This is a genomic window from Streptomyces sp. NPDC005262, from assembly GCF_042872425.1.
Lineage (GTDB): Bacteria > Actinomycetota > Actinomycetes > Streptomycetales > Streptomycetaceae > Streptomyces.
This window is the reverse complement of sequence record NZ_JBIAKK010000009.1, coordinates 86,513-110,313: the sequence shown is the minus strand read 5'-3', so window position 1 is coordinate 110,313 and position 23,801 is coordinate 86,513. Positions and strand designations below refer to the sequence as shown.

The 23,801-nt window shown below is 71.0% G+C and carries 20 protein-coding genes; 12 read left to right on the top strand and 8 right to left on the bottom strand.

Annotated elements, in window-relative coordinates:
- The first annotated feature begins 10 nt into the window (after positions 1–10).
- Both ACFYP5_RS22715 and ACFYP5_RS22710 read left to right on the top strand, forming a co-directional pair.
- A complete protein-coding gene (locus ACFYP5_RS22715; protein WP_389038903.1) occupies positions 11–784 on the top strand; it encodes an oxidoreductase in 774 nt (257 codons plus the stop codon).
- Between the two features lie 32 nt (positions 785–816).
- Complete coding sequence (locus ACFYP5_RS22710; protein ID WP_389038900.1) at positions 817–1,185, top strand: VOC family protein; 369 nt, start codon at positions 817–819, stop codon at positions 1,183–1,185.
- A 258-nt stretch (positions 1,186–1,443) separates the two neighbouring features.
- On the opposite strand, the gene ACFYP5_RS22705 is transcribed toward ACFYP5_RS22710, so the two are convergent.
- The gene (locus ACFYP5_RS22705; protein WP_389038897.1) at positions 1,444–2,043 is read right to left on the bottom strand and encodes a DUF308 domain-containing protein; all 600 of its coding nucleotides are present in this window, start codon (positions 2,041–2,043) and stop codon (positions 1,444–1,446) included.
- A gap of 209 nt (positions 2,044–2,252) precedes the next feature.
- On the opposite strand from ACFYP5_RS22705, the gene ACFYP5_RS22700 reads away from it, so the two are divergent.
- The 8 genes from ACFYP5_RS22700 (at position 2,253) to ACFYP5_RS22665 (ending at position 11,051) form a co-directional block, all read left to right on the top strand.
- Positions 2,253–3,437 (top strand): sensor histidine kinase, encoded by a 1,185-nt coding sequence (locus ACFYP5_RS22700; protein ID WP_389038893.1) that lies wholly within the window; start codon positions 2,253–2,255, stop codon positions 3,435–3,437.
- On the top strand, positions 3,434–4,093 hold the full coding sequence (locus tag ACFYP5_RS22695; RefSeq protein WP_389038890.1) for a response regulator: 660 nt from the start codon (positions 3,434–3,436) through the stop codon (positions 4,091–4,093). Before ACFYP5_RS22700 ends, ACFYP5_RS22695 begins: the two co-directional genes overlap by 4 nt.
- Before the next feature lie 776 nt (positions 4,094–4,869).
- Complete coding sequence (locus ACFYP5_RS22690; RefSeq protein WP_389038887.1) at positions 4,870–6,462, top strand: sensor histidine kinase; 1,593 nt, start codon at positions 4,870–4,872, stop codon at positions 6,460–6,462.
- A complete protein-coding gene (locus ACFYP5_RS22685; protein WP_030929977.1) occupies positions 6,459–6,866 on the top strand; it encodes a roadblock/LC7 domain-containing protein in 408 nt (135 codons plus the stop codon). Before ACFYP5_RS22690 ends, ACFYP5_RS22685 begins: the two co-directional genes overlap by 4 nt.
- Positions 6,863–7,234 carry a DUF742 domain-containing protein gene (locus tag ACFYP5_RS22680; RefSeq protein ID WP_389038884.1) on the top strand — a complete coding sequence of 124 codons (372 nt, stop codon included), beginning with the start codon at positions 6,863–6,865 and terminating at the stop codon, positions 7,232–7,234. Before ACFYP5_RS22685 ends, ACFYP5_RS22680 begins: the two co-directional genes overlap by 4 nt.
- On the top strand, positions 7,215–7,829 hold the full coding sequence (locus tag ACFYP5_RS22675; RefSeq protein WP_030980449.1) for an ATP/GTP-binding protein: 615 nt from the start codon (positions 7,215–7,217) through the stop codon (positions 7,827–7,829). Before ACFYP5_RS22680 ends, ACFYP5_RS22675 begins: the two co-directional genes overlap by 20 nt.
- A 123-nt stretch (positions 7,830–7,952) precedes the next feature.
- Positions 7,953–9,551 (top strand): cytochrome P450, encoded by a 1,599-nt coding sequence (locus ACFYP5_RS22670; RefSeq protein WP_389038881.1) that lies wholly within the window; start codon positions 7,953–7,955, stop codon positions 9,549–9,551.
- 153 nt (positions 9,552–9,704) lie between these two features.
- Positions 9,705–11,051, top strand: a complete 1,347-nt coding sequence (locus ACFYP5_RS22665; protein ID WP_389038878.1) for a 6-phospho-beta-glucosidase — start codon at positions 9,705–9,707, stop codon at positions 11,049–11,051.
- A 31-nt stretch (positions 11,052–11,082) separates the two neighbouring features.
- Here the strand turns inward: ACFYP5_RS22665 and ACFYP5_RS22660 are convergent, their stop codons facing one another.
- The 7 genes from ACFYP5_RS22660 to ACFYP5_RS22630 form a co-directional block, all read right to left on the bottom strand.
- On the bottom strand, positions 11,083–13,068 hold the full coding sequence (locus ACFYP5_RS22660; RefSeq protein ID WP_389038875.1) for a hypothetical protein: 1,986 nt from the start codon (positions 13,066–13,068) through the stop codon (positions 11,083–11,085).
- Entirely contained in the window at positions 13,065–14,225 is a 1,161-nt protein-coding gene (locus ACFYP5_RS22655) for a VWA domain-containing protein (protein ID WP_389038872.1), read from the bottom strand. The genes ACFYP5_RS22660 and ACFYP5_RS22655 overlap by 4 nt, the downstream gene beginning before the upstream one ends.
- Positions 14,222–16,648, bottom strand: a complete 2,427-nt coding sequence (locus tag ACFYP5_RS22650) for a DUF5682 family protein (protein ID WP_389038869.1) — start codon at positions 16,646–16,648, stop codon at positions 14,222–14,224. Before ACFYP5_RS22650 ends, ACFYP5_RS22655 begins: the two co-directional genes overlap by 4 nt.
- Complete coding sequence (locus ACFYP5_RS22645) at positions 16,648–17,817, bottom strand: AAA family ATPase (RefSeq protein WP_389038866.1); 1,170 nt, start codon at positions 17,815–17,817, stop codon at positions 16,648–16,650. The genes ACFYP5_RS22650 and ACFYP5_RS22645 overlap by 1 nt, the downstream gene beginning before the upstream one ends.
- On the bottom strand, positions 17,814–21,419 hold the full coding sequence (locus tag ACFYP5_RS22640; RefSeq protein WP_389038864.1) for a DUF4132 domain-containing protein: 3,606 nt from the start codon (positions 21,417–21,419) through the stop codon (positions 17,814–17,816). The genes ACFYP5_RS22645 and ACFYP5_RS22640 overlap by 4 nt, the downstream gene beginning before the upstream one ends.
- 150 nt (positions 21,420–21,569) lie before the next feature.
- Positions 21,570–22,013, bottom strand: coding sequence for a hypothetical protein (locus tag ACFYP5_RS22635; RefSeq protein ID WP_389038862.1), 444 nt, complete (start codon positions 22,011–22,013; stop codon positions 21,570–21,572).
- Positions 22,007–22,465: an ATP-binding protein gene (locus tag ACFYP5_RS22630; protein WP_389038859.1), complete on the bottom strand. Its 459-nt coding sequence runs from the start codon at positions 22,463–22,465 to the stop codon at positions 22,007–22,009. The genes ACFYP5_RS22635 and ACFYP5_RS22630 overlap by 7 nt, the downstream gene beginning before the upstream one ends.
- A gap of 206 nt (positions 22,466–22,671) precedes the next feature.
- Between ACFYP5_RS22630 and ACFYP5_RS22625 the strand changes: the two genes are divergently transcribed.
- Together ACFYP5_RS22625 and ACFYP5_RS22620 are read left to right on the top strand one after the other, a co-directional pair.
- A complete protein-coding gene (locus ACFYP5_RS22625; protein WP_389038855.1) occupies positions 22,672–23,532 on the top strand; it encodes a helix-turn-helix domain-containing protein in 861 nt (286 codons plus the stop codon).
- Between the two features lie 2 nt (positions 23,533–23,534).
- A complete protein-coding gene (locus ACFYP5_RS22620) occupies positions 23,535–23,777 on the top strand; it encodes a DUF397 domain-containing protein (RefSeq protein WP_030930006.1) in 243 nt (80 codons plus the stop codon).
- Positions 23,778–23,801 lie beyond the last annotated feature (24 nt).

The window sequence follows — 23,801 nt, the reverse complement described above, 5'->3', positions numbered from 1 at the left end:
AGGGATCACCATGCCGATCACAGATGAGGAACTGGACGGGCTTCGGGTGCTGGTCACCGGCGGCAGCCGCGGCCTGGGCGAGGCGACCGTCCGCCGCTTCGTCGCCGCGGGTGCGACCGTGCTGACGGCCTCCCGGAGCAGGCCGAAGGAGGACACCGTCGCCACGTTCATTCCGGCGGACCTCTCGACGGAGGAGGGCGTGGCGGAACTCGGCCGCCAGGTCGTCGACCGCGTGGGTGGAGTGGACGTGCTCGTGAACAACGCGGGCGCGGCGAGCGCCCCGGCGCCGACCCTGAGCCGGTCGGACGAGTCCTGGCGGGCGGACCTGGAGATGAACCTCCTCAGCGCCGTGCGCCTGGATCGGGCCCTGGTGCCGGGGATGGTCGAACGGGGCTCCGGCGTCGTCGTGCACGTCTCCTCGATCGCCAGCCAACTCCCGCAGCGTGCGGAGGCGTCCTACGCCGCCGCGAAGGCGGCACTCAACACCTACAGCCGCGAACTGGCGACCGAGGTGGGCGAGCACGGGGTGCGCGTGGTGTGCGTCCTTCCGGGCTTCGTCGTCACCGACGGGGCGACGGCCCATCTCCAGCACATGGCCGACCGGCAAGGCGTAAGCGCCGACGAGGTCAAGCAGCAGATCGTGGATCACCTGAAGGTCCCGATGGGCCGTCCGGGAGACCCCGAGGACGTCGCCGAGATGATCGCGTTCCTCGCCTCGGGGCGTGCGAAGTGGCTCACCGGAGCGCAGTTCCGCGTCGACGGCGGCATCATCCCGACCGTCTGAGCACCAACCGGCTCGAACAAGAAGGACCCCCCGTGACCGTCACCCTGACTTCCGTGATCATCGACGCCGCCGAAGTGGAGCCGGAGAGCGCCTTCTGGCACCGCCTGCTCGGCGACTCGATCACCCGCATGCCGAGCCACCACTTCATCCGGGCCGCCGGCCTCCCGGTGCTCGTCATCCAGTCGGCCCCGGGGCATGTCGCCCCGAACTGGCCGGACGGCACCTCCCAGCAGATGCACCTCGACTTCACCGTCGACGACCTCGCCACCGCCGACCGCACGGCGACCGAAGCCGGTGCCACCCGACTGCGTCCCGTCGACGAGGTCCACCCGGAAACCTGGACCGGCAGCCGCGTCTACGCCAGCCCGGCCGGACACCCCTTCTGCCTGCGATCCGCCTGAAGATGTCACTTCACCGCGCCGTACCTGTCGTCAGACGGGATGAACACTTCGCTGCGGTCAGGCCCCGAGCGGCGTAGCCCTTCGCCGACCGGCTTCTCGTCGAAGTACGCGCCCGCGGCGTCGAACTGCCGGTAGCCGGTGTGGAGCGCGGCCGCGACCGCGGCGGTGGCTATGTCGGGTGGGCTCTGGCGGGCGTCGCGATTCCGTTGTTCAGCCGAATGTCGATGGTCATGTCTCTCCGCAGGTGGTCGGCGGTGGTCAACGCTGTTCGCGTCGGCTGCGGATGCTCAGGGCGATGGTGGAGACAAGGAACCAGAAGGCGCCGAAGGCCGAGTATCCGGCGACGGTGGACAGGCTGCTCGTCGCCGAGGCGGACGTGGCAGCGACGGTGGCACCGGCGAGGACAGACTGTCCGCCGCTGATGACCATGGGCCACTGGGCGCCGACGGTGCGCCGGCGCCGGATCGCTACGACGAGCTGGATGGCTCCGGAAAGGAGGGCCCAGACACCGAACACGAGAAGGGCCGTCCCGATGGTGGAGAAGACAGCGGTGATCATTCCGGCGGTGGTGGCGAGGCCGAGAACCATGTTGATGGCACTGACGCGGTTCGTGGAGCCGGTGCCGGCCAGGCGACGCTCGAGGAGCGTGGCGATGACGTCCCACAGGGGGTAGACGATGAGTAGCACGGCCGCGATCACTGTGGGCCGGTCCGTCGACACGAGCGAGGCGGAGGTCGTGAAGACGAGTGCCACCCAGATCAGGGAGAAGACGACTCGGATCAGGTAGAGCGATCGGAGCCCGGAAGGCGTCGTCGTGTCCGTGGTCGAAGTTGTCGAAGTTACGGTGGTGTGAGTCATCAGGTGTCCCGTTGTGATCGTGACGGTGTGAGACGGTCGCCTCGATGACGAGTCTCAGCGGCCTCGGGAGGGGCCGTGTACTTCGAACGAAGTAGTTCTGCCATCCACTTCGACGGAATGAGTTCCGCCGCATCCATCGACCGAAGCAGCTTCGCCGTCTACATCGTTCGAAGTACACGGCCGCCGCACACGTGAACGAGAATCAGCTCATGGTCAAGGCGCAGAACAGTCAGGACGGGCCCGCGGCACCGCTGTGGGTCCGCCGCCCCGGGGTGCTGCACCGAGTCGCCTATTCAGTGGCCGCGCTGGTGTTCACCGGGCAGATCGTGGCAGTGATACTGAGAGGGGCGGAGTGGTCGACGGCCCTCTCCGTGCTCCTCGCCGGCGGCGGTGTCGCCCTCTCATGGTGGAAGCCGTGGGCAGGACTGGTCGTGACGAGCGCGGCGTCCTTCGCCGTCACAGCGGTGGGCCACGACCCCCTGTCGGTGTGGATGATGGCGGTGCTCGTGCTGTTCTCGGTCACCCTCAGGGGAAAGCAGCCGCTGGCCGGAACCGGCATCGTGGCGGCGTTCTTCCTGGGGGCGTTCATGACGGTCGGAGGATTCCGTGGCGGCGCGGTCGTGGGAGCCGCCGCCCTCTTCTCAGCCATGGCAGGAGGTGCGACAGGGGCTGCGCTGCGCATCCATCGAGACCACTGGTGGACCCTGGAGGAACGGGCCGAAAGCGCCATCGCCACCCGTGAGATCGAAGCCACCCGACGAGTGACCGAGGAACGACTCCGCATCGCCCGAGACCTCCACGACGTCATCGGTCACCAGGTCGCGATGCTGAGCATGCACCTCGGTGCAGCGGAGATCGGGCTGCCCGAAGATGCCGAGTCTTCCCGGCAGGCCCTCGTCTCGGCCAGGTCCAGCGCCCGCACCGTCGTCGTGGAAACGCAACGCATCCTCGCGCTCCTCCGCCTCGGGGACGACGTCTTCGACGACGAGGCGCTCCGGCCGACCCCGGCGCTCAGCGGCCTGGAAGGACTTATCGCCTCTTTCGAAAGCATCGGCCTCGGCATCCGACCCTCCATCGACATCCCTGCCGGTTTCGTGGAGCCCAGCGTCGGCGTGACGGTCTACCGGGTCGTTCAAGAAGCACTCACGAATGCCTACCGGCATGGAGAGGGGACGGCAACGGTGGATGTGCGCGAGCGCGACGGCAGGATCTGCGTCACCGTGGAGAATCGCGTCGGTCGCTCACCCCGCGGCTCCGACTCGGGCAGCGGACTCGGACTCGTGGGGATGCGCGAACGCGTCGAGTCCTCCAGCGGGCGGCTGACGATCGACAGTCACGACGGGCGATTCCGGGTCCATGCGGAGTTCAGCCCCCTGGGAGCCGTCGTCCGATGACGCGGATTCTGATCGTCGACGACCAGGACGACATGAGGGCCGGGATCCGGGCGATGCTTCGGCTCGACCCGAGTCTCATCGTCGCGGGTGATCTCTCCGACGGACTCCAGGTCGTCCCCTTCCTCCGGGACCACCCCGTCGACCTGGTCCTGATGGACATCCGGATGCCCGGCATCGACGGTGTCGAAGCCACCCGCCGGATCCGCGAAGAGCATCCACCCGAAAAGACGCGGGTGATCGTGCTGACCACTTTCGACCAGGACGACATCGTTCTCGCCGCCCTGCGCGCGGGCGCCAACGGTTTCCTGAGCAAGACCGTGAGCCCTGCTGAACTCGTCGCCGGAATCACCGAGGTCGTTGGCGGTGGCGGTGCGCTGTCGGCCGCCGCGACGGCCGCGCTCATCGGTCACATGACCGAAAGTCCGCCACCGGTGATCGACCAGGAACTGCTGCGACGCTTCGGCGCGCTGACACCCAGGGAGCGCGACGTGGTCGTTCTCGTTGCAAGCGGTCTCGGCAACGACGAGATCGCGGCCCAGTTGTTCGTGTCGCCGTTCACCGTGAAGACGCATGCGGTGCGGGCCATGACGAAGGTCGGCGCACGTGATCGAGCACAACTCGTCTCGTTCACCTTCCGGGCCGGCCTCTACCCCTGAGCCTGCCGAGCGGAACCCCGAGACAGGTGACCGCCGCGGTGATGCCGAGCAGTCCGGTGGGCGGGACGCCGTGGGGCACGTACCTGGAAGACCTCGCGGTCGCGCTGCGCGAGCGGCGTACCTGGACCTGTACCTGCGGAGCGGGGCTTGCGCCACGGCAAGGCGGACGAGCTCGGCGTCGGTCAGCAGCGGCGGCGGTCGCTCCATCGCGCCGGGCGTGGGCAGCGGGCTCCGGCGGCGGTTCGACGGAGATCGATTTGCTCAGGCAGCGACGACCGTCGCGCCCTGCGGGGTGAGGACGCGGCCGAGGTCCGCGCCGACGCCGCCTGTCACTGTCGCGACTTCGCCGTGCACCCGTCCGTCGGTCATGAATCTGTGCCTCTCGATCCGTTTCGATCACATGTGCCTGGGTCCCGAAGGGAGGGGCGGACTGGGTCACTCAGGAATGGAAGCGTTCCGTCAGTGCGACTGCCGCCGCACCTCTCTTCGAAAGTAAGTCCTGGCAATGTCACGCAGAGTGGCACGAGAGGCGTCATATCGCTCGCGTTTCAGCGCTTCGTCACTCCTCGCGCACGACTGAAGGCGGTGCGTGCGAAAACTCGTGAGTGTATTACCGGCGGAGCGCTCGCGCAGGGGGTTGGGTGAATATGCCGAGGCACTGTTTCTATCTGGCTATGCTCACGCGCAGTGAAGTCGAGTTGATATGAATTCGAGCGCTTGTTCCTGCGCGCCCTGGATGCGCGCATACCTCCCGAATCAACCGTCAGAGGTCTTAGATGGTTCGAGTTGAATCACCGCCGATCGACCGAGAAATTCCCGTTGCTCGCGCCGCGTTGCTCCCCGTGCTCCTGATGGCCGGCGCGACCGCCGCCGCCGCGGCACTGGTCTCCGAGCCCACGCGGATGGCAGTTGTCTGGTGCGGAGCCGCCGCCACCGTCGTGGTCACCTCACTCGGCGTCGTACTCGCCCGCCGCGGCCGCGCGATGCGCAGGCAGCGCGCCGACTACGAACGTCGCCTCGCCGTCCTTGAACATCGGCTCGCCACCCATGACGAAGAGGCCATCCGGATCAGCAAGGAGCTGCTGCCGGCCGCGATCCACCGGCTCCGGGTGGGCAACTCGCCCGACGAGGTACTGCGCGACGTCGTCGACGCCGACGAGACGTACCGCGACCTTCCGGATGCCCAACGCGCCCTCGTCCGCACGGTGCTGGACATCATCGACAACGAAGAAGCGATGCGTGACTCCGCGCAGCGCGCCTTCGTCAACGTCGCCCGGCGCGTGCAGGCCATCGTCCACCGCCAGGCCTCCGAGCTGCGGGAGATGGAGGAGCACCACGGTCGCAACCCCGACGTCTTCGACGACCTGCTGCGCATCGACCACGGCACCGCGCTGATCGGCCGCCTCGCCGACTCCATCGCGGTGCTCGGCGGCGCCCGCCCCAGCCGTCAATGGCCCAAGCCCGTACCGCTGTTCAGCGTTCTGCGTGGCGCCATGTCCCGGATCCTCGAGTACCCGCGCGTCGATCTGCACTCGATCGCCAAGGTCGCCATCATCGGCACCGCGGTCGAGCCGCTCATCCACGCCTGCGCCGAGCTCCTCGACAACGCCACCCGCTACTCACCGCCGCAGACCCGGGTGCACGTCACCGCGGTCGAGGTGCAGTCCGGCATCGCCATCGAGATCGAGGACGGGGGCGTCAGCCTCAGCGAGGAGGCCCGCAACCGGGCGGAGAACATGCTCGCCAGGGCCCAGGCCGGATCGAATATGAACGATCTCGGCGAGTCCCCGCGACTCGGCATGGCCGTCGTCGGCCGGCTCTCCCGGATGTACGACCTCCAGGTCTCGCTGCGGCAGTCCGCGTACGGCGGGGTCCGCGCCGTCCTCATCGTGCCCCGCGCCATGATCACCACCGGCCCCGCACCCGGTATCGCCCACGGCATCGGTGCCACGTCGAGACCCACCAGTGACATCGACCTCTCGAACATGAAGCACGTCGTTCCGCCGCGCAGCAAGCGCCGGCAGCCTCTCGCCGTGGAATCCCGCCCGGCCACCGGACCGGTCGCCTCCGACTCCCGGCCCGCTGCCCCCGCGTCCGCCATGGGGGACGACGCCCCCGTTGTGACCGAGTGGACCGCCGGCGGTCTCCCGCAGCGCCGCAGTCGCGGCCGCGCACCGCTCGGCTCACACAATCTCCCCGCGCAGTCGGCCGCACCCGCCGCAGGGCAGCGCAACGGTAGCGAGAGCGCCAAGGAGCCGCCGCCCGGACTCTGGCTGGAGGCATTCACCAACGCCGTCAACGGCGTGCCGCAGGAGCCGAAGACCGACGAAGACCCTGACGATGCGTGGGACAAGGGAGATCTGAAGTGATCCAGCAGCGGGGCAATATGGACTGGATGCTCAAGGAACTGGCCGACGACGTTCCCGACATCCATCAGATCGTGGTGCTCTCCGCGGACGGCTTGCGCATCGCCCGGCACGGCGGCGACCCCGATGTCGCCGACCGGCTGGCGGCCGCCTGCGCCGGACTGCAGAGCCTGGCCGCCGCCGTCGCCTCCGAAATCCCTTACAGCGACGGGATGATGCGACTCGTCGTCATCGAAGTCACCGGCGGTTTCTTCTACTTGATGGCCGCCGGGACCGGTGCGTACCTCGCGGTGCTCGCCGGAGAGACGGTCGATGCGGGACTCGTCGGAGCACGGATGCGCGACATGGTCGTCAGGATCGGCGCCCACCTCACGAGCCCGCCGCGTCATGACGGGCAGGCCGGATGAGTTCTCCCCGACGAGAACGCCGAAAGGCCGATCCGCCATTGAGCGATCCGGAACGGCTGTATGTGATCACCGGCGATCCCGACGGCAGCGAGCGGGCGGCGCTCGACCTGGTCACGATGATCGTCGCGAAGGTGGAACCGACGCCGACGGTCCAGCCCGAACAGGCCGTGATCCTGCGGCTCTGCCAGGCGCCGTTATCCGTCGCCGAGATCTCGGCCTACCTCAGCTTGCCGTTCAGCGTGGTGACTTCGCTCCTCACCGATCTCCTCACGACCGAACTGATCGAATCTCGCGCGCCCATCGTCCGCGCCACACTCCCGGACCGGTCACTTCTCGAAGCGGTGATGCATGGACTTCAGAAACTCTGACACGATCACCGGCCCCAGGACCGAGGACATCCTGCCCACCACGGCCACAGCGGCCGTGAAGGTGGTGATAGTCGGTGGGTTCGGGGTCGGCAAGACGACCATGGTCGGTTCCGTCAGCGAGATCCGGCCCCTGACCACCGAAGAGACCATGACCCAGGCCGGGGTCGGCGTGGACGACAACTTCGGGGTGGAGAGCAAGACCGCCACCACCGTCGCCATGGACTTCGGCCGGATCAGCATCAGCGACGAGCTGATCCTCTACCTCTTCGGCACCCCGGGCCAGGAACGCTTCTGGTTCCTGTGGAACGGCCTCTTCGAGGGCGCGCTCGGCGCCGTCGTCCTCATCGACACCAGACGCCTCGAAGTCAGCTTCGACGTCATCGGGCGTCTTGAGGAGCGCGGCGTGCCGTTCGTCGTCGCCGTCAACACCTTCCCGGACGCCCCGAAGCACCCGGTCGAGGCCTTGCGCAGCGCCCTGGATCTGCCGGACGAGGTTCCGATGATCGACTGCGACGCCAGACTGCGCGCGTCCAGCCGCGATGTGCTGATGACCCTGATGCGCTATCTGCACAGCCTGGCCGTCCCGCTCGGCTGAGCCCACCGCACCGCAGCGCACCGTGCACGCCCCCACGCGCACCCCGTTGGACACCCTCTCGGCACCCGCTCGATCCCTCGCCCGTACACATCCGATCTCGGCAGCCTCACCCCTGGAGCGATCGTGACAACCCCTTTCCACTACGAGCCCGGCGCGGCCACGGGGCCGGTTCCACCGCCCGAGTGCCCTGCCCACGGCCTCGGAATCGGACCCGGCGGGCTGCGCCGGTTCTACGGCCCCGAGGCGGAGCAGGACCCCGCAGGGCTGTACGACAAGCTGCGCGCCGAACACGGCACGGTGGCACCGATCCTGCTGCACGGGGACGTACCCGCCTGGCTGGTGCTCGGGCACAGCGAGAACCTGCACATGACCCGTACCCCCTCGCAGTTCTCCCGCGACTCCCGGCGCTGGCGGGCCCTGCAGGACGGCAGTGTCGCCCCGGACCACCCGCTGGCCCCCATCTTCACCTGGCAGCCGGTGTGCGTGTTCGCCGACGGCGACACCCATGAACGGCTGCGCGGCGCCGTCACCGACAGCATGGCGCGCATCGACCACCGCGGCGTGCGCCGTCACATCAACCGCTTCAGCAACCGCCTCGTCAACGGCTTCTGCCAGGAAGGCCGTGTCGACCTGGTCAGCCAGTTCGCCGAGCAGCTGCCGATGATGGTGATGTGCGCGATCCTCGGCATGCCCGAGGAGTACAACGACCGTATGGTGCAGGCCGCCCGCGACATGACCCGGGGCACGGCGACCGCTGTCGCGAGCAACGCGTACGTCGTCGCCGCGCTGAGCCGGCTGGTCCAACGGCGCCGGACCGAACCCGCCTCCGACTTCGCCACCTGGCTCGTCGAGCATCCCGCGGGAATGACCGACACCGAGGTCACCGAGCATCTGCGGCTGATCCTCATCGCCGCGTACGAGGCGACCGCCAACCTGATCGCCAACGTGCTCCGCATGGTGCTCACCGACCCCCGGTTCCGTGCCAGGCTCAGCGGCGGACACATGACGGTGCCGGAGGCGGTCGAGCAGACGCTGTGGGACGAACCGCCGTTCACCGCGGTGTTCGGCCGCTGGGCGGTCGGCGACACGGAGCTCGGCGGCCAGCGCATCAGGGAGGGCGACGCGCTGATCGTCGGCATCGCCCCGGCCAACACGGACCCGGTGGTACGTCCCGATCTCAGCGCCAACATGGAGGGCAACCGCGCCCATCTGGCGTTCAGTGGCGGCCCGCACGAATGCCCCGGCCAGGACATCGGGCGAGCGATCGCGGACGTCGGTGTCGACGCCCTGCTGATGCGCCTGCCGGACCTCGAACTGGCGGTCGACGAGGGCGAGCTGCAGTGGATCGGGAACATCATGTCCCGGCATCTCGTGGAACTGCCCGCGGACTTCGCCGCCCGCCCGCCCCAGGACGACGACGAACCGCCGTCGACGGGCCGGCGTAACCCCGTGCGGGAGAGCTGGGAAGTCCAGTCGCCGGGCCGGTACACGCCGCCCGCGACGGTGCACGCTCCGGCGCCCTCGTCCGTTCCGGCCGGTGCGGGGGCGCAGGCCGTCCCGGGCGGGGCCGGTGCCGCGCAGGGGGGCGGGGTGCAGACCGAGACGACGCCGGAAAACACGGCCGCGGGGCAGTCGGCAGCCGGCCGGATCCCGCGCCAGCGCAGGCCGGCCGCACCGGCGAGGCTTTGGCGTGCGGTGACGCGCTGGTGGAGCGGCTACTGACCGGCTGTCCGCGCCACGACCGGCACGGTCGACACGAGCGCAGTCACGGGCCGGTGGTCCCGGAACTCGGAGTCCGGGGCCACCGGCTCGCCCGCTGCCGCGCTGACGGCGGCGGGCCCGGTACGGAGCTACGGGCCCGTACCATGCGGAAGCGTGAAGCTGACAATTCTGGGCGGCGGCGGATTCCGGGTCCCCCTGGTGTACGGGGCGCTGCTCGCCGACCACGCCGAAGGCCGCGTCACCGACGTCACCCTCTACGACACAGACGCCGACCGGCTCACCGCCGTCGCCCGCGTCCTCGCCGATCAGGCAGAGGGGGTGCCGGACGCACCCACCGTTCTCGCCACCACCGAGCTCGACGAGGCTCTGCGGGGCGCCGACTTCGTCTTCTCCGCCATCCGTGTCGGCGGCCTCGACGGCCGTGCCGCCGATGAACGGGTCGCCCTCGACGAAGGCGTGCTCGGCCAGGAGACGGTCGGCGCGGGCGGCATCGCCTACGGGCTGCGCACCGTCCCCGTGGCGGACGGACTGGCCCGCCGCATCGCCCGGCTCGCCCCGCACGCCTGGGTCATCAACTTCACCAACCCGGCAGGCCTGGTCACCGAAGCCATGTCACGCCACCTCGGCGACCGGGTCATCGGCATCTGCGACTCGCCGGTGGGCCTCGGCCGCCGCATCGCCCGGACCCTGGGCGCGGACCCCGACCGCGCCTGGATCGACTACGTCGGCCTCAACCACCTGGGCTGGGTCCGCGGGCTGCACATCGACGGCCGCGACGAACTGCCGCGTCTGCTCGCCGACCCCGAGTTGCTGGGCTCGTTCGAGGAGGGCAAGCTCTTCGGCACCGACTGGCTGCGTTCGCTCGGTGCGATCCCCAACGAGTACCTGCACTACTACTACTTCAACCGGGAAGCCGTCCGCGCCTACCAGGACGCCGAGCAGACCCGCGGCGCCTTCCTCCGGGACCAGCAGGAGGGCTTCTACGCCCGGATGAAGGACCCGGCCACCCCCGCCCTGCCGACTTGGGACCGTACCCGGGCCGAGCGCGAGGCCACCTACATGTCGGAGAACAGGGAGGTCGCTGGGGCCGGTGAGCGGGACGAGAGCGATCTGGAGTCCGGCGGGTACGAGCAGGTCGCCCTCGCCCTCATGCGGGCCGTCGCCCGAAACGAGCGGACGTCCCTCATCCTCAACGTCCGCAACCGCACCACGCTGTCCGTGCTCGACGCGGACGCCGTCATCGAGGTCCCCTGCCTCGTCGACGCCGGCGGCGCCCACCCGGTAGCCGTCGACCCCCTCCCGTATCACGCCGTAGGCCTGGTCACGGCGGTCAAAGCCGTCGAGCGCGCGGTCCTCGATGCGGCGGCAACCGGCTCACGCGCCACCGCCGTACAGGCCTTCGCACTGCACCCCCTCGTCGACTCGGTCTCGGTCGCCCGCCGACTCGTCGACGGGTACACGAAGGCTCATCCAGGACTCGCCTATCTGAACCGGGCCTGACCGGGTCGCGGTTGCCCGCCCCGGAACGTCGTCAGCTTTCGTCGGCCCGCAGCTCGCTGCTGACCAGGAGGTGGAGCTGGGCCTCCAGCCAGGCGGCGGTCCGCCGGGTCTCGGCCTGCCCGTCCAGCGCGTTCAGGAACGCGCGCAGCAATGCCGCCGCGCGGGCCAGCCCGGTCCGGGACAGGGCGGTCGCCGCCTCGTCGATACGGGACCGGGTCGGGGCGGTCGGCCGTGACAGCCCGCTGTGGGCCGCGGCGGCGAGCGCGGATATCGCCTCGTCCAGCGCTGCGGCCAGCGGATCCGGTGAGCGGCTTCCGGCCGCCGCCAGGGTCGTGGAGCCGTCACCGGCGGCCAGATCGGGCACGGTCACCCCGGCCGGGGTGAGCACCGCGATCGGGTCGATGACGATGCCGCCGCCGGAGCGGTGTACCGAACCGCTGACATGCGTGGCGCCACTCTCCAGCGCGTCGGCCAGGGCGTCCAGCGCTCCCGGGCACTCCGGACGATAGGCGGACGTCAGCACGGCGGAGGTTCCCGCAGCGTCCCGGACACGCGCCTCGAGGCGCTGCTCGGCGGGGTCGTAACCGATGCTCCCCACCTCGGACAGGGCGACTACCCGCACCGATTCGGCCTCGACCCTCGGGCGGATCAGCCGTGGCGGCCGCCCCCGCCAACCGGCCGTGAGAGCCGACAGATCGCGTACGAGGACGGGCTCGGGCAGATCCGTCCACGCGGCGCCGACCGGCGTGATGCTCGTGGTTCCGAGCCGGCCGCGGGCGATCGTCAGGGCGCGGCTCGCGGTGCGCCGGACGCTCTCACTGACCAGACTGCCGGTGGCGAGCGCGGAGAGCGAGGTGGACAGGACACGGCGGGTGGCCAGCCGGTGCCCGGTGAGCTCCCGGCCGTCGCCGGCCGTCCACTCCCTGCGCAGGACCAGGACGGTGCCCGCGCCGGGGTGCGCGAAAAACACCTCGGCGACCAAGGCTTCGGCGGTGCCGCGGACCCGGCAGCCCAGCGAGGTGAGCCGGACCCGGCGCAGCGGGGTGTCCCCGGCCTCCCGGGTGCCCAGCGCACCGGGTACCGCGGCGGCCCGGCGCCGGGCATGGACCTCGGTGAGCAGGGCGGCGACCAGCTCGGGGCGGTGGTGGGCGGTGCGTTCGGCATAGGCCGCGAGCTGGCCGGTCAGTTCGGCGACCGCCCCGGCCGGCCAGTGCAGCGAACCGGCGGTCAGCGCGTCACCGGCACGGGCCAGGGCACCTCGGAGCACCGGGCCGGCGTGGGCCACCCCCTCCCTCAGCAGCTCGTCGGCGAGCGCAGCCGCCGCGTCCAGTTCGGAACGGTCCGTGGGCCGGGCGGTGGGGCTCCCGCCGACCTGGACGGTGCTGGACCTGTCCACGGTCCCCGTCTCGTCGGCCGCCCGGAACGCCCAGACCGCCAGCGCCACCATCTCGTCCCGTACCGCGGCGGCCGCGTCCGTCAGCGCGTACGCGATCTCGCCGGGCACCGGGAACCGCACCGTACAGGTGGGCAGTTCGACCCAGGGCTCCGGGAGCTCGGCCGTGGGGCGGTGCACCAGGGCGCCGTAGCCACGCTCGAAGGTACGACGGGCCGCGGCGAGTGCGCGGGCGCCGAGAGCATCGGTCAGCGCACGGTCGTCGGTGGCGCCGGGGGACCAGTCGGTGAGCGGGGCGGGGGCCGGGGCGCCGTCCGCCCCGGCCCCCGCGTCACGCTGATAGGCGAGGACGAGTGCGACCAGGTGGCGGCACACGCCCGGTGCGGCGCAGCTGCAGCTGCCGTTGTCCAGGCCGGCGCCGGGCGGCAGGACCGCGGTGATGCCGTCGTCGAAACGAGCACGGACCGCGGCGTCGGGCTCGGTCGTGAGGCTGGGCGCGGTGCCGGCGGCCAGCTCCTTCGTGGCCCGTTTGACCAGGCCCCGGTTGGCGAGCGCGGCGAGCGTGTCGAGGGACAGGGCCAGCAGGTCGGCGCGGGGCGCGGGACCGGTGGTCGTTTCAGTCACCGGCCCAGCCTCTCGGCGACGAATTCGGCGAGCCGGCCCGGTGTCATCGCCCCGATGTGTGCCCCCGCCTCCGCGAGCCGACCGGCCAGCTCGCGGTCGTAGTCGGGGTTCGCGTCCTCGTCCAGCGCGGCCATGCCGAGCACCGTGCTGCCCTGCTGCACCAGCCCGCGCACCGTACGCAGCAGCCGGTAGGAGTCGCCGCCCTCGTAGAAGTCGGTGATCAGCGCGACGATCGTGCGGCGCGGGTTCTCCACCAGATCCGCGCCGTACTGCACGGCCCGCGCGATGTCCGTGCCGCCGCCGAGCTGGACCCGCATCAGCAGCTCCACCGGGTCCGACACCTCGGAGGTCAGGTCCACCACATTGCTGTCGAAGGCGACGAGGTGCGTCTTGAGGCCCGGCAGCCCCCACAGGCAGGCGGCCGTCACCGCGGAGTGGATCACCGAGCCGGCCATCGAACCCGACTGGTCCACCAGCAGGATCAACTGCCACTGGGTGAGATGGCGTTGGGTACGGGAGTGGAAGTGCGCCCGCTCGATCAGGAGGCGACGCTCCGCCGGCTGGTAGTGGGCGAGGTTGGCCCGTACGGTCTGCCGGAAGTCGAAGTCCCTCGCCAGCGGCACCCGGCTCGGCTTGCGGGAGCGGGTGCCGTGGAACGCCCGGCGGACCTCCGGCTGCAGCTTGGCCAGGAGCTCTCTGACCACCGACGCGACGATGCGCCTGGCGAGCCGCAGCACTTGCGGGTTCATCAGGTGCTTGGTGCGCAGCACGGCCCGCAGCAGTGTGGGGCTCGGCTCGACCCGCTCCAGAACCGCGGGGTCGGTGACGATCTCCTGGATGCCGTACCGCTCGACGGCGTCCCGCTCCAGTCGCTCGATGGTCTCCTTCGGGAAGAGCCGGTGGATGTCGTCGAGCCAGTCGATCGCGGTCACCGGCGAAGGCCCGTCCCCACCGGTGCGACGGGTGCTCGTCCCCGAACGGCGCACCCCGCGCCGCGCGAGGTCGGGGTCACGGCCGTAGAGCCAGTCGAGCGCCGCATCCCGCGCGGCGGGGCCCTGCCCCAGCGGTCCGGTGTGCCGTTCGGCGGCGGCGCCGAGGATCAGCCGCCAGCGCTCCAGCCCGGCGTCGGGCGTCGTCGGTTCGGGTGTCGTGGTCATGATGCGGCTCCCAGGCCGTAACGGGACAGCACACGGGACACGTTCTCCTCCAGGGCGCCGGCGCGGGCGATCAGCAGCGGGTCCGCGGTGGTCCGCAGCAGACCGCGCGCCGAGCCGCGCACTCCGCGCCGCTCCAGCAACTGTCCGGCGATCCGCTCGCGTTCACGTGGCGGGAAGAACGCGAAGGCCTGACGCAGCGCGGGCAGACCCGACAGGAAGTCGCCGTCCGGCAGCGCACAGACCAGGCCGTCCAGCACATCGACCAGCGACCCCGTGACGCCGCCGGCTCCACCGGCGCTCTCCACCGCACCCGTCACCTCGTCACGGGCGAGCGCGAACAACCCGGCCAGCCAGTCGCCGAGCGCATCCGGGCCGGCCACCGCCACCGCACGCACCGCCTCGACCGGATCCGTCGATATCCCCGAAGCCGATCCCAGCGCCCGGTGCAGGCCGAATGCGGCTCCCCGAAGATCGATCGGGGTGTCCGGGTCACGGCTGATCCGCTGCGAGATCGCGGCCACCGTCCGCCGCGACACGGCAAGCAACTCCGGCGCGTGCAGCACCGCATCCCGCACCGCGACCACGGCCCGCAACCGGGGGAGGTCCACCCCCGAAGCACCGCGCGCGCCCTCCAGGAGCCACAGCAGCCGTTCCGTCGCCCCGTCGATCACGGCGCCGAGCAAGGGGCCGCGCGCCACCCCGTACACGCGGTCGTGCCGCCACAGGCCCAGAGCCGTGGCGAGCACGTCGCCGAGCGGCCCCGGCGCCTTCAGCTCGCCGACGCGCGCGGCCAGTTCGGTGAGCAGCCGCTCCGAGAGGTCGCCCACGCCGCACAGCACGGTGTCGAACAGAACCACGGCCAGAGCGTCGGCGCCGGCCTCCGCGTCCTGTGTCCGCTCGGAGAGCACGGCTGCTGCCGCCTCCGCCAGTCCCGCCCCGTACGCCCCCGCCTCGACCAGCGCGGCCTCGCGCCCCGGCGACGGCCGACGCTCCCAGTGCTCGGTGAACACCGGGTCGATGCCGTGCTCGGGACCGGCTGTCCGCCCGTGACCGGGGATCCCCAGGACCCGCAGCCGGTGCAGCACCCGGCTGCGCTCCAGATCGGTGGCGTCGGTGAGGTCGAGACGGTACGAGGAGTCGTGACCGCCGTCGAGTCCCAGCCGGGCGAGCTGCGCCGCCACATCGTGAACGAGTGGTGGCGTCGGGGTGGCGGGATGCAACCGCCCGGTGCGGTCGCCGCTGCATGCCGCCACCATCTCGACGACCGCGGGATGGCTGCCCGTCGACAACGTGCCCCGGCTCGTCCACGGCAGTGGCCGGTCCAGGTCGTCCGTGATCAGGGCACCCGCGAGACCGTCCAGCACGTCGATCCTGGCAGGACGCGGATTGCCGCGCAGCGCGGTGAGCCCCTGGGCCAGACTGCGTGCGGCGATCAGATCGGCGGTGGACACCGGGAACTTCCGGGCCCGCAGCCGCTCGACGACCGTCCGCAGCAGCCCGTCCGCCGCAGCCTCGGGGCCCGCGTCCCATACCTGCTGGTAGTAGCCGGGCGACGGCATGCCCGACTGGTAGCCGGCGAACGCGTCCAACTGGCGGAACGAGTAAGGCACGAGGAAACTCCCCGCCCGTGCCTCCTGCGGGGGAGCGGGCACCTGCGGCCACCCGTCCGCCCCGAGTGCCCAACCGTCCCCACCGCCGTCAAAGGGAGGTTCGCCCGCACCACCGGCAGCACCGGCAGTCTCCACAGCACCGACAGCGGGGTCGACGATCCTGTCGGAGCCTCGGATCCCGGTGAGCGCGCGCAGCGCCGGCTGGTGGAAGCCACCGGTCACCACCAGCACCGGCCGCTCCCCGGCTGCAGACACCGCCGCCCGCACCCATGCCGCCATATAGGCCTCGCGTGCCCGGTCACCCGGGTCGGCCTCCGCGTCGCCGCGCACCAGCGCGAAGTACGCGTCGAGACGTGCGGCGAGACCGGCGTCCGGCTCCACCTCGAACAACCGGTCCCACAGTGCGTCCGAGGAGTCCACCGCGAAGTGCCGGCAGAGCCGCTCGGTGGCCTCTGCGTAGCGGACCTCCGCGTCGGCGTACCGGTTGGCGCGCTCGGCGAACGCCGGATGCCAGGCCGGCAGGTCGATGAAGCGGACCTCTGCCCCCGCCGCCCGGCCCGCCCGCAGCGCGACCCACTCCGGCGAGTAGTCGCACAACGGCGCCCAGGACGTCGCGGCCCGATGCCCGTCGCGGTAGTGGCTGAACACCGCGACCGGCAGCTCGTGCCCGAGCAGCAGCTCGTCCAGTCGGGCGTTCATCTCGGCCGGGCCCTCCACCAGCACGTGGGCGGGGCGCAGTTCCTCGATGGTCCGTTCGACGAGCCGGGCGCAGGCGGGGGAGTGGTGGCGCACCCCCAGGAACACGGCAGCCATCAGTCGGCCAGCAGATGGCGTGCGTCGTACAGGGCCTGCCATTGCGGGCCGCGGCGGCGTGGCACCTGCTGCTCCAGGTAACGGCGCAGCCGGGCGAGGTCCTCCGGGCTGTCCTTGGCAGCCGTACCGGCCAGACACGCCACCACATCGGCCGCGCTGCCCGGCTCGCCGCGCAGGAACCAGCCGCGTACGCCGACGGCATGGGCGACCGAGACCGCCTCCGCCGTGCTCATCACGGTCGAGGGCCGGTCCGGGCCCGCACCCGAGCCGTCCGGCCCGCCCGACCCGACGCCCGCGCGCAGCTCGCGGAACGTACCGACCAGGACCTCCAGGACGTCCCGGTCCGGTGGCGGCTCGACGCCCGAGCGCCGCAACAGGGTGCTCACCTCGGCCTCGACGAGCGCCAGCTCGGTGTCCAGGTCCGGGATCGGGAACACCGTCTCGAAGTTGAACCGCCGCTTGAGCGCCGCGCTCATCTCGTTGACGCCCCGGTCCCGGGTGTTGGCCGTCGCGATCACATTGAAGCCCTGCCGGGCGAAGACCATGCCGTCAGGACCGGTCAGCTCGGGGATCGCCACCACCCGCTCGGACAGCAGCGACAGCAGCGAGTCCTGCACCTCCAGCGGGCAGCGGGTGATCTCCTCGAACCGTACGAGCCGGCCCTCCGCCATCCCGCGCAGCATCGGCGCCGGAACGAGCGACCGTGTCGACGGTCCCTCGGCGACCAGCAGAGCGTAGTTCCAGCCGTACTTGATCTGGTCCTCCGTGGTGGCCGCGCCACCTTGCACCGTCAGCGTCGAGTCCCCGCTGACCGCCGCCGCGATCAGCTCGGACAGCAGCGACTTGGCGGTGCCCGGCTCGCCCACCAGCATCAGCCCACGGCTCGTCGCCAGGGTCACCAGCGCCCGGTCGACGAGCGACGGATTGCCGACGAACTTCCGGGTGATACCCGCGTCCGTGTCACCGATGACGAACCTGCGCGCCGCCCGCAGACTCAACTCCCAGCCCGGCGGCCGCGGATCGCGGTCGTCGGCGCGCAGCGCGGCCAGCTCCTGGGCATACCGGACCTCGGCCGGGGGCCGTTGTACCGACGGCCCGGCCTCCACACCGTCGTACGGCCCGCCGGACCGGCTGTCCGGCACCGGCTCCCCATGCGTCTTCACGGTCATGACGCGACGCCCTCGGTCAGCTCCGTCAGATCGGCCAGCAGCTCGGAGACGGTCACCGGCTCGAGGTCGGTGAACCGCAACGGATAGGTGCGCAGCGGGTAGTGGTCGCCGGGTTGCGCGTCCAGCCACACCGTCTCGAGGGTCTGGTCCGGGAACATGTCGACGACCCCGACCGCGATACCGCTGTCCAACGCGATCACCAGCCAGACGTCGTCGGCGAGCTGCTTGGAGATCCACCGTTCGACCCCGGCGTCCTGCGGCACACCCCGCTCCCAGCCGCGCCGCTCCAGCCCGAGCACCTTGCCCGTCGGCACCTTGAGCCCCTCGAACCGGGTCAGCCGGTGACCGCCTGACTCCTCGTCCGCCGGCCGGAACACAGCACGCCCCAACTGCGGGAACGGCTGCAGGATCTCGTAGTCCGCGAACACCTCGGACCAGCCGCCGAGCTCCTCGCCCAGCGTCAGCGGGTGCGCGATCCGTACCGCCGCCCCGTCCGACGGTTCGAAGGGGTCGTCCTCGACATTCGCGAACGTACGGTCCTCCGCCACGCGGAACGCTGTGGTCACCCCGTCGGTCTCGCTCAGCCACACCAGCCGGCGCACCAGGTGCCAGAGCAGCGGGTGGCGGAGGAACAGCTCACGGAACTCCGCCATCGTCCAGGAACGCTGCGCCACCATAGCGGCCTCCAGCCGCCGCACCTGGTCGGCGGCGACCGTCCGCACATCCTTCTTCAGCGCCATGAACCGCTTGCGCTCCGCGGGTGCCAGCTCCGCGTCGTCCCGCGCACCCGGCATCGGCAGATCCTTGCGGCGCTTGCCGTCGCCGTCCAGCACGTACGGCCGCAGCTGCTCGTCGAAGCCGACGGTGAAACGGCGGGTGCCGTAGTCGACGACCGTCGAGCCCCCGGCGTCCAGCCCGAAGTCGGGCACCAGCCGGTCGGAGAGCTGTTCGCCGGTCAGCCCCAGCCCCGAGGCCACCTCGGCGATCTTCTCCTGGGCCCGTACCTTCAGCGCCTTGAACTTCACGCGCTGCGAGATGCCGTGCAGATGCAGCAGCGCCACATCGGTGCCGATGGCCGCCAGCACATCGAGACCCTCGACCGCCCGGTGATGTGCGCCCTCGCCCGGCCAGGCCCTGATGACCGGTGTGAGGCTGCGTACCGTCCCGTCGTCACCGAGCAGCCCGAGAGCATGCAGCGCCCAGGACTCCTTGGCGGGCATCCCGGACAGCCGCCACTGCTCGAACAGTGCCCAGGCGAACGCGGCGAGCGACTCCGGCTCCGCCGTATCCGTGAGGACGACCACCCCCGGATAGGTCTCCCCGGGCCGGGACAGCGCCAGCAGCATCAGGGCATGCCGGACGGACTCCTCCGGCAGCGCGCCGCCGGCCCTGACCCGGATCTGCGGCAGCAGGGCCGGCTCCGCCCACGCGGGCACGACCGGCATCCTGGCGGGCAGCGCCCGCTCCAGCGGGTCGGCCGACAGCAGTTCGTCGATCGCCCCTGCCGCAGGGGCGCCGTATCCGGCGGCAGCCTCCCGCACCACCGCGTCCCCGTGGACCGCGGCGATCTGCAGCAGCGCCTGCTCGGCGGCACGACGGCCGGCCCCGGCCTTGCCGACCGCGTCCGGCACCAGGTAGGCGGCCGCCGTGGCGCCGTGCCGGACGAACCAGGAACGGGCCGTTGCCGCCACCGACTTGAGCCGTACCGACCAGTCCGCCATGTGGCGTGCCACCGCAACATCCACGTACGGCAGGAACAGCGAGGCGAGCGAACCCGGCTGGTGGGGTGCCGCACGGAGCAGCACCGGCAGTGCGTCGAGCCCGAAGCGGGCGGCGACCGGCTTGAGTGTCTCCTCGGCGTCCCACAGATCGTCCGGGGCCCATTTGCCGAGCCATGGCCGGACCGTCTCCTCGGGGCCGTGCAGGAACATCCAGGCGGGCTGGAGACTGGTCAGGGTCTCCGTCGCCGCGTACGAAGCCGCCTGCTCCTCCCAGTACTTCGCGTCGGCGTACGTGTGCTCACGCTCGCGGTTGTGCCAGGTGCGGCAGGAAGCCCACTTCTCCTTCTCGCCCGGCAGCCAGACGATGCCCGGCTCGGCCTCGGCCGTCAGCCCGTCGACGACCGTCGTGCGGGTGGGCTTGCGCGGTCGGGACCACGGAGGGGACACCAGCAGTTCCGGCAGCGTCTGCGAGGAGGCGTCGGAGACCCGGCCGACAGGGTTGAGCAGCGGATCGACCAGCGCGGTCAGGTCGGCGTCGAGCGTGGGGAGCACCGTCTCCGCCAGCTCGCGGTGGGCGCCGACGTGTCCGGCGAGCAGCAGCCGCGTCGCCTCGGCGGAGCCCGGGCCCGAACCGTCGCGCACGGCTGCGGCGAACAGCCTCAGCGCGCGTACCGGATAGCGGTGGGCCGCCTTGAGCATCGCCGCCCGGACGTGCTTCGCGTCCGAGTGGGCGAGGAGAAGGCCGAAGGCCTCGTCCGACGGGAGCTCCACGAGTGCGTTCGCGATCAGCTTCAGATAGTCGGAGTTGTGACGGTCGCTCATGCGGTCGGCCAGCAGTGGCGCGATCGCCGTTCCGACGCCCTCCGCGACCGTCCCGATCAGTGCGACCGACCAGCCGACGCCGGGCCGCTCCGCGAGCCGGCCGACCTGCTCGGATGAGTTGAGCGTACAGAACACCATGGAGCGCAGGGTCTGATCGCTCTCCGCGATCACCTGCGGGTTCGCACAGAGCTCGGCCACCCACTCCGTCTCGCTCGGCATCAGGTACGACACGACTATCCGGCGCACCGTATCGTCGCGGCAGCCGGCGAGCGCGGCGACCGTCGACCGGTAGGTCTCCTCGTCGGCGTTGGCGAGCAGGGCCCGGATCCGGTCGGCGGCCGGCCGGCGCGCCCTCGTCCAGTACCCGTTACGGTGGCCCGTGAGGGCCTCGAGCCACGGGTCGTACCGCCGTGTTCCTTGCTGGGTCCAGTGCGCCTCGACCGTGAAGAGCTCGACGGACGCCCGGGCGGCGAAGGGCAGCCCGTACTCCTCGGTCCAGCTGTCCGCCCATGCCGCCTGTGTCAACGGGTGGAGGCCGACCACCGCGGCCAGGACCGCCGCGCCGACGGGATCGGGACTGCCGGCCAGATGCGCCCGGGCGGAGTCGACGAGCCGGTCGTCGCTGCCCGGAGCCGCCAGAAACTCGGCGATCCACCCCTGCTCCTCGGAGAGCCTGCGCTCCACCGTGTCCAGCGCTTCCTGTGAGGCCTTGCCCGCGGAGCGCCGCACACCCCCGCGCCGCGGGTGCAGTTGGCGCCGCCAGGCGGCCGGCAGCTCGAAGGTGTTCTCGTCGGGCAGCGCACCCACGGTCGCGTCGGCGGCCTGCGTGGGCGCCTCGGTGGCCATCGCGCTCCCGCCCACCTCCCGGTAGCCCTTGCGCTCCTTCTCAGCGATCGTCCTACGGACCTGTTCCTGAGCGGCGTCCGCCGACGCGTACTCCTTGCTCTGTGTGCGCCCGTCGCTTCCGCACCGCCCGTACCGCACCGTCACCACGGCGCCGTCGGCCCCGGTCTCCCAGAACTTCGATGCACTGCTCTCGACGAACTCCCAGCGCCGCACCGGCTCGCCCCCTCCACACCTGGACAGCCCGCTTCGCGGCGGGCTCCTCGATCAGTGCTGCCACACTAGAACCCGCCACTGACAACGCAGCGTGACGGTGCACCGAGCGGAGAAAACCCCAGGTCAGGGGCGTAATGAAGGGACTGGGGGTCAGCCGGCGGGGACCGGGCGAGGGCCATCGGCCACTGCCCAGGACGGTGTCACCCCGGTGACCTGGCACACCATCAGGAACAGCGGAATGGGCGGGGTGTAGGGCGTACGGCTGTCGGGTGCGTGGATCAGTCGCGGCCGCACCGCGGGTACGTACGCACCCCTGGCGTAGGCGACCTGCGCCGGCCAGTCCAGTTCGAGATCCGAACCGGCCGGGACGATCCACCACCAGCGGTCGGCGTCCGCGAAGACGCAACCGGTGCGTGGCAGATGGGACAACAGCCGGAAGCCGTACGCGGCCGGAACCCCCACCGCGTCGCAGCCCAGACTCGCCGACAGCGCGGGCGGCACCGGCAGCTGCACCCCGCCGTCGCCGACGCCGGGCGACTGGGGCTCCCGGGAGCGGCGCGTTCCGAGCAACTGGGACATCGCGTTCCTCAACATGACTGCTCCGTGCTGTGCGGCAGTTCTGCCCAGACGATGCGACCCGAGCCGTCCCCGGCGTCGCGGGCCCCCCAGGCGCTGCTCATCGCGTCGACGAGCAGCAGGCCGCGTCCGTGTTCGTCATCGGCGGTGCGGCGCAGCTTCGGGCCACCGGGCTGGTGTCCTTGATCCTGTACGGCTATGCGCAGCCCTCTTTCGAGGCAGTGCAGCTCGCACACGACGCGAGCGCTCGCGGTGTGCACCACCGCGTTGGTGACCAGTTCCGAGACGACCAGGACCGCCGCCTCGTGCACGTCCGCGTCCAGCCGCCACTCGTCCAGCCGGGCCCGCGTCAGCCGCCGCGCACCTGCCACGGATTCCGGCTGGGCGGGCAATGCGAAGCAGTACCGGAGCGCTTCCGTCCCGGGAGTGAGGGCGACGTGCCGGGGGATGAGCGCACTGCCAGGTGCCACGACCGATTCCTCACAGTGGGGGGCTGCGCCACGCTTCGCATCTCGGGGGGAGAGAGCGGGCATGACTTAGTGAACTGGTTCACTCACCAACTCTCCCCCTGTCGCGAACACTTGGCAAGGGGCACTCTGAAATTTCCAGAGTGACTGTGTCTTTGGTGGCATACGCATGGCACACTGCTCGCAAACAGCGCATCGGGAGGTCTGAAGTGAGCGAACCGCGGTCCGCCCCGACCGTGGGTCAGGTCGTTCTCGGCAAGCGCCTGCAGGACCTGCGGGAGCGTGTCGGCCTGAGCCGTGACCAGGCTGCCAAGGTGCTGCGGGTCGCTCCTGCGACGATTCGCAGGATGGAGACCGCAGAGGTCGCTCTCAAGATTCCCTATGTGCAACTGCTTCTGAAGGCATACGGGATCACTGATGGTGAGGCCGACTCCTTCGTCGAGCTCGCCGAGGAGGCCAACAAGCCAGGCTGGTGGCAGCGGTTCCACGACGTCCTGCCCGACTGGTTCAGCATGTACGTCAGCCTGGAGGGTGCCGCAAGCCTCCTGCGCATGTACGAACCGCACTTCGTCCCCGGACTCCTGCAGACCGAGGACTACGCACGTTCGGTGATGCGCACCGGCGCCGTCGGCCAGACCCGGCCCGAGGACATCGAGCGCCATGTGGCGCTGCGGATGGAGCGGCAGGCGCTGCTGACCCGCCCGGACGCCCCGAAGCTGTGGGTGGTGATGGACGAGACGGTCCTGCGCCGTCCCGTCGGCAGCGCCGAAGCCATGCGCGAGCAGACCGACCGGCTGCTCCAGGCGACCGAGATGCCCAATGTGACGTTGCAGATCGCGGAGTTCTCGACCGGCCACCACCCCGGCACCTACGGCCCGTTCGTCCTCTTCCGCTTCGCCGTCCCCGAACTGCCCGACATGGTGTACAGCGAGTACCTGACCGGCGCCGTCTACTTCGACGCGCGCCCCGAGGTGGCCTCCTACCTCGAAGTCATGGACCGCATGGCGGCTCAGGCCGCAACTGCACAACGCACGAAGGAAATCCTCCGGGACTTCCGCAAGGAGCTGTGATGATCGACCCCATATACAACGGCATGCCGGCCGCCGAACTCGGCTCCGAAGGCTGGTACAAGCCGTGGAGCGGCGGCAACGGGGGCAACTGCGTGGAGGCCATGAGGCTGGCCGACGGCAGAGTCGCTGTACGCCAGTCCGCGGATCCCGACGGCCCCGCCCTTATCTACACCCCCCGTGAGATCGCCGCATTCATCCAGGGCGCCAAGGCCGGTCAGGCGGACTTCCTCCTGACCGGAACCTGACCCGCGAAGAGCCGGCGACTGTTC

Coding starts and splice junctions, on each gene's coding strand:
- ACFYP5_RS22715 (WP_389038903.1), top strand. CDS start 11: ATGCCGATCACAGATGAGGAACTGGACGGGCTTCGGGTGCTGGTCACC.
- ACFYP5_RS22705 (WP_389038897.1), bottom strand. CDS start 2,043: ATGACTCACACCACCGTAACTTCGACAACTTCGACCACGGACACGACG.
- ACFYP5_RS22700 (WP_389038893.1), top strand. CDS start 2,253: ATGGTCAAGGCGCAGAACAGTCAGGACGGGCCCGCGGCACCGCTGTGG.
- ACFYP5_RS22695 (WP_389038890.1), top strand. CDS start 3,434: ATGACGCGGATTCTGATCGTCGACGACCAGGACGACATGAGGGCCGGG.
- ACFYP5_RS22690 (WP_389038887.1), top strand. CDS start 4,870: ATGGTTCGAGTTGAATCACCGCCGATCGACCGAGAAATTCCCGTTGCT.
- ACFYP5_RS22680 (WP_389038884.1), top strand. CDS start 6,863: ATGAGTTCTCCCCGACGAGAACGCCGAAAGGCCGATCCGCCATTGAGC.
- ACFYP5_RS22675 (WP_030980449.1), top strand. CDS start 7,215: ATGGACTTCAGAAACTCTGACACGATCACCGGCCCCAGGACCGAGGAC.
- ACFYP5_RS22655 (WP_389038872.1), bottom strand. CDS start 14,225: ATGACCACGACACCCGAACCGACGACGCCCGACGCCGGGCTGGAGCGC.
- ACFYP5_RS22650 (WP_389038869.1), bottom strand. CDS start 16,648: ATGGCTGCCGTGTTCCTGGGGGTGCGCCACCACTCCCCCGCCTGCGCC.
- ACFYP5_RS22645 (WP_389038866.1), bottom strand. CDS start 17,817: ATGACCGTGAAGACGCATGGGGAGCCGGTGCCGGACAGCCGGTCCGGC.
- ACFYP5_RS22635 (WP_389038862.1), bottom strand. CDS start 22,013: ATGTTGAGGAACGCGATGTCCCAGTTGCTCGGAACGCGCCGCTCCCGG.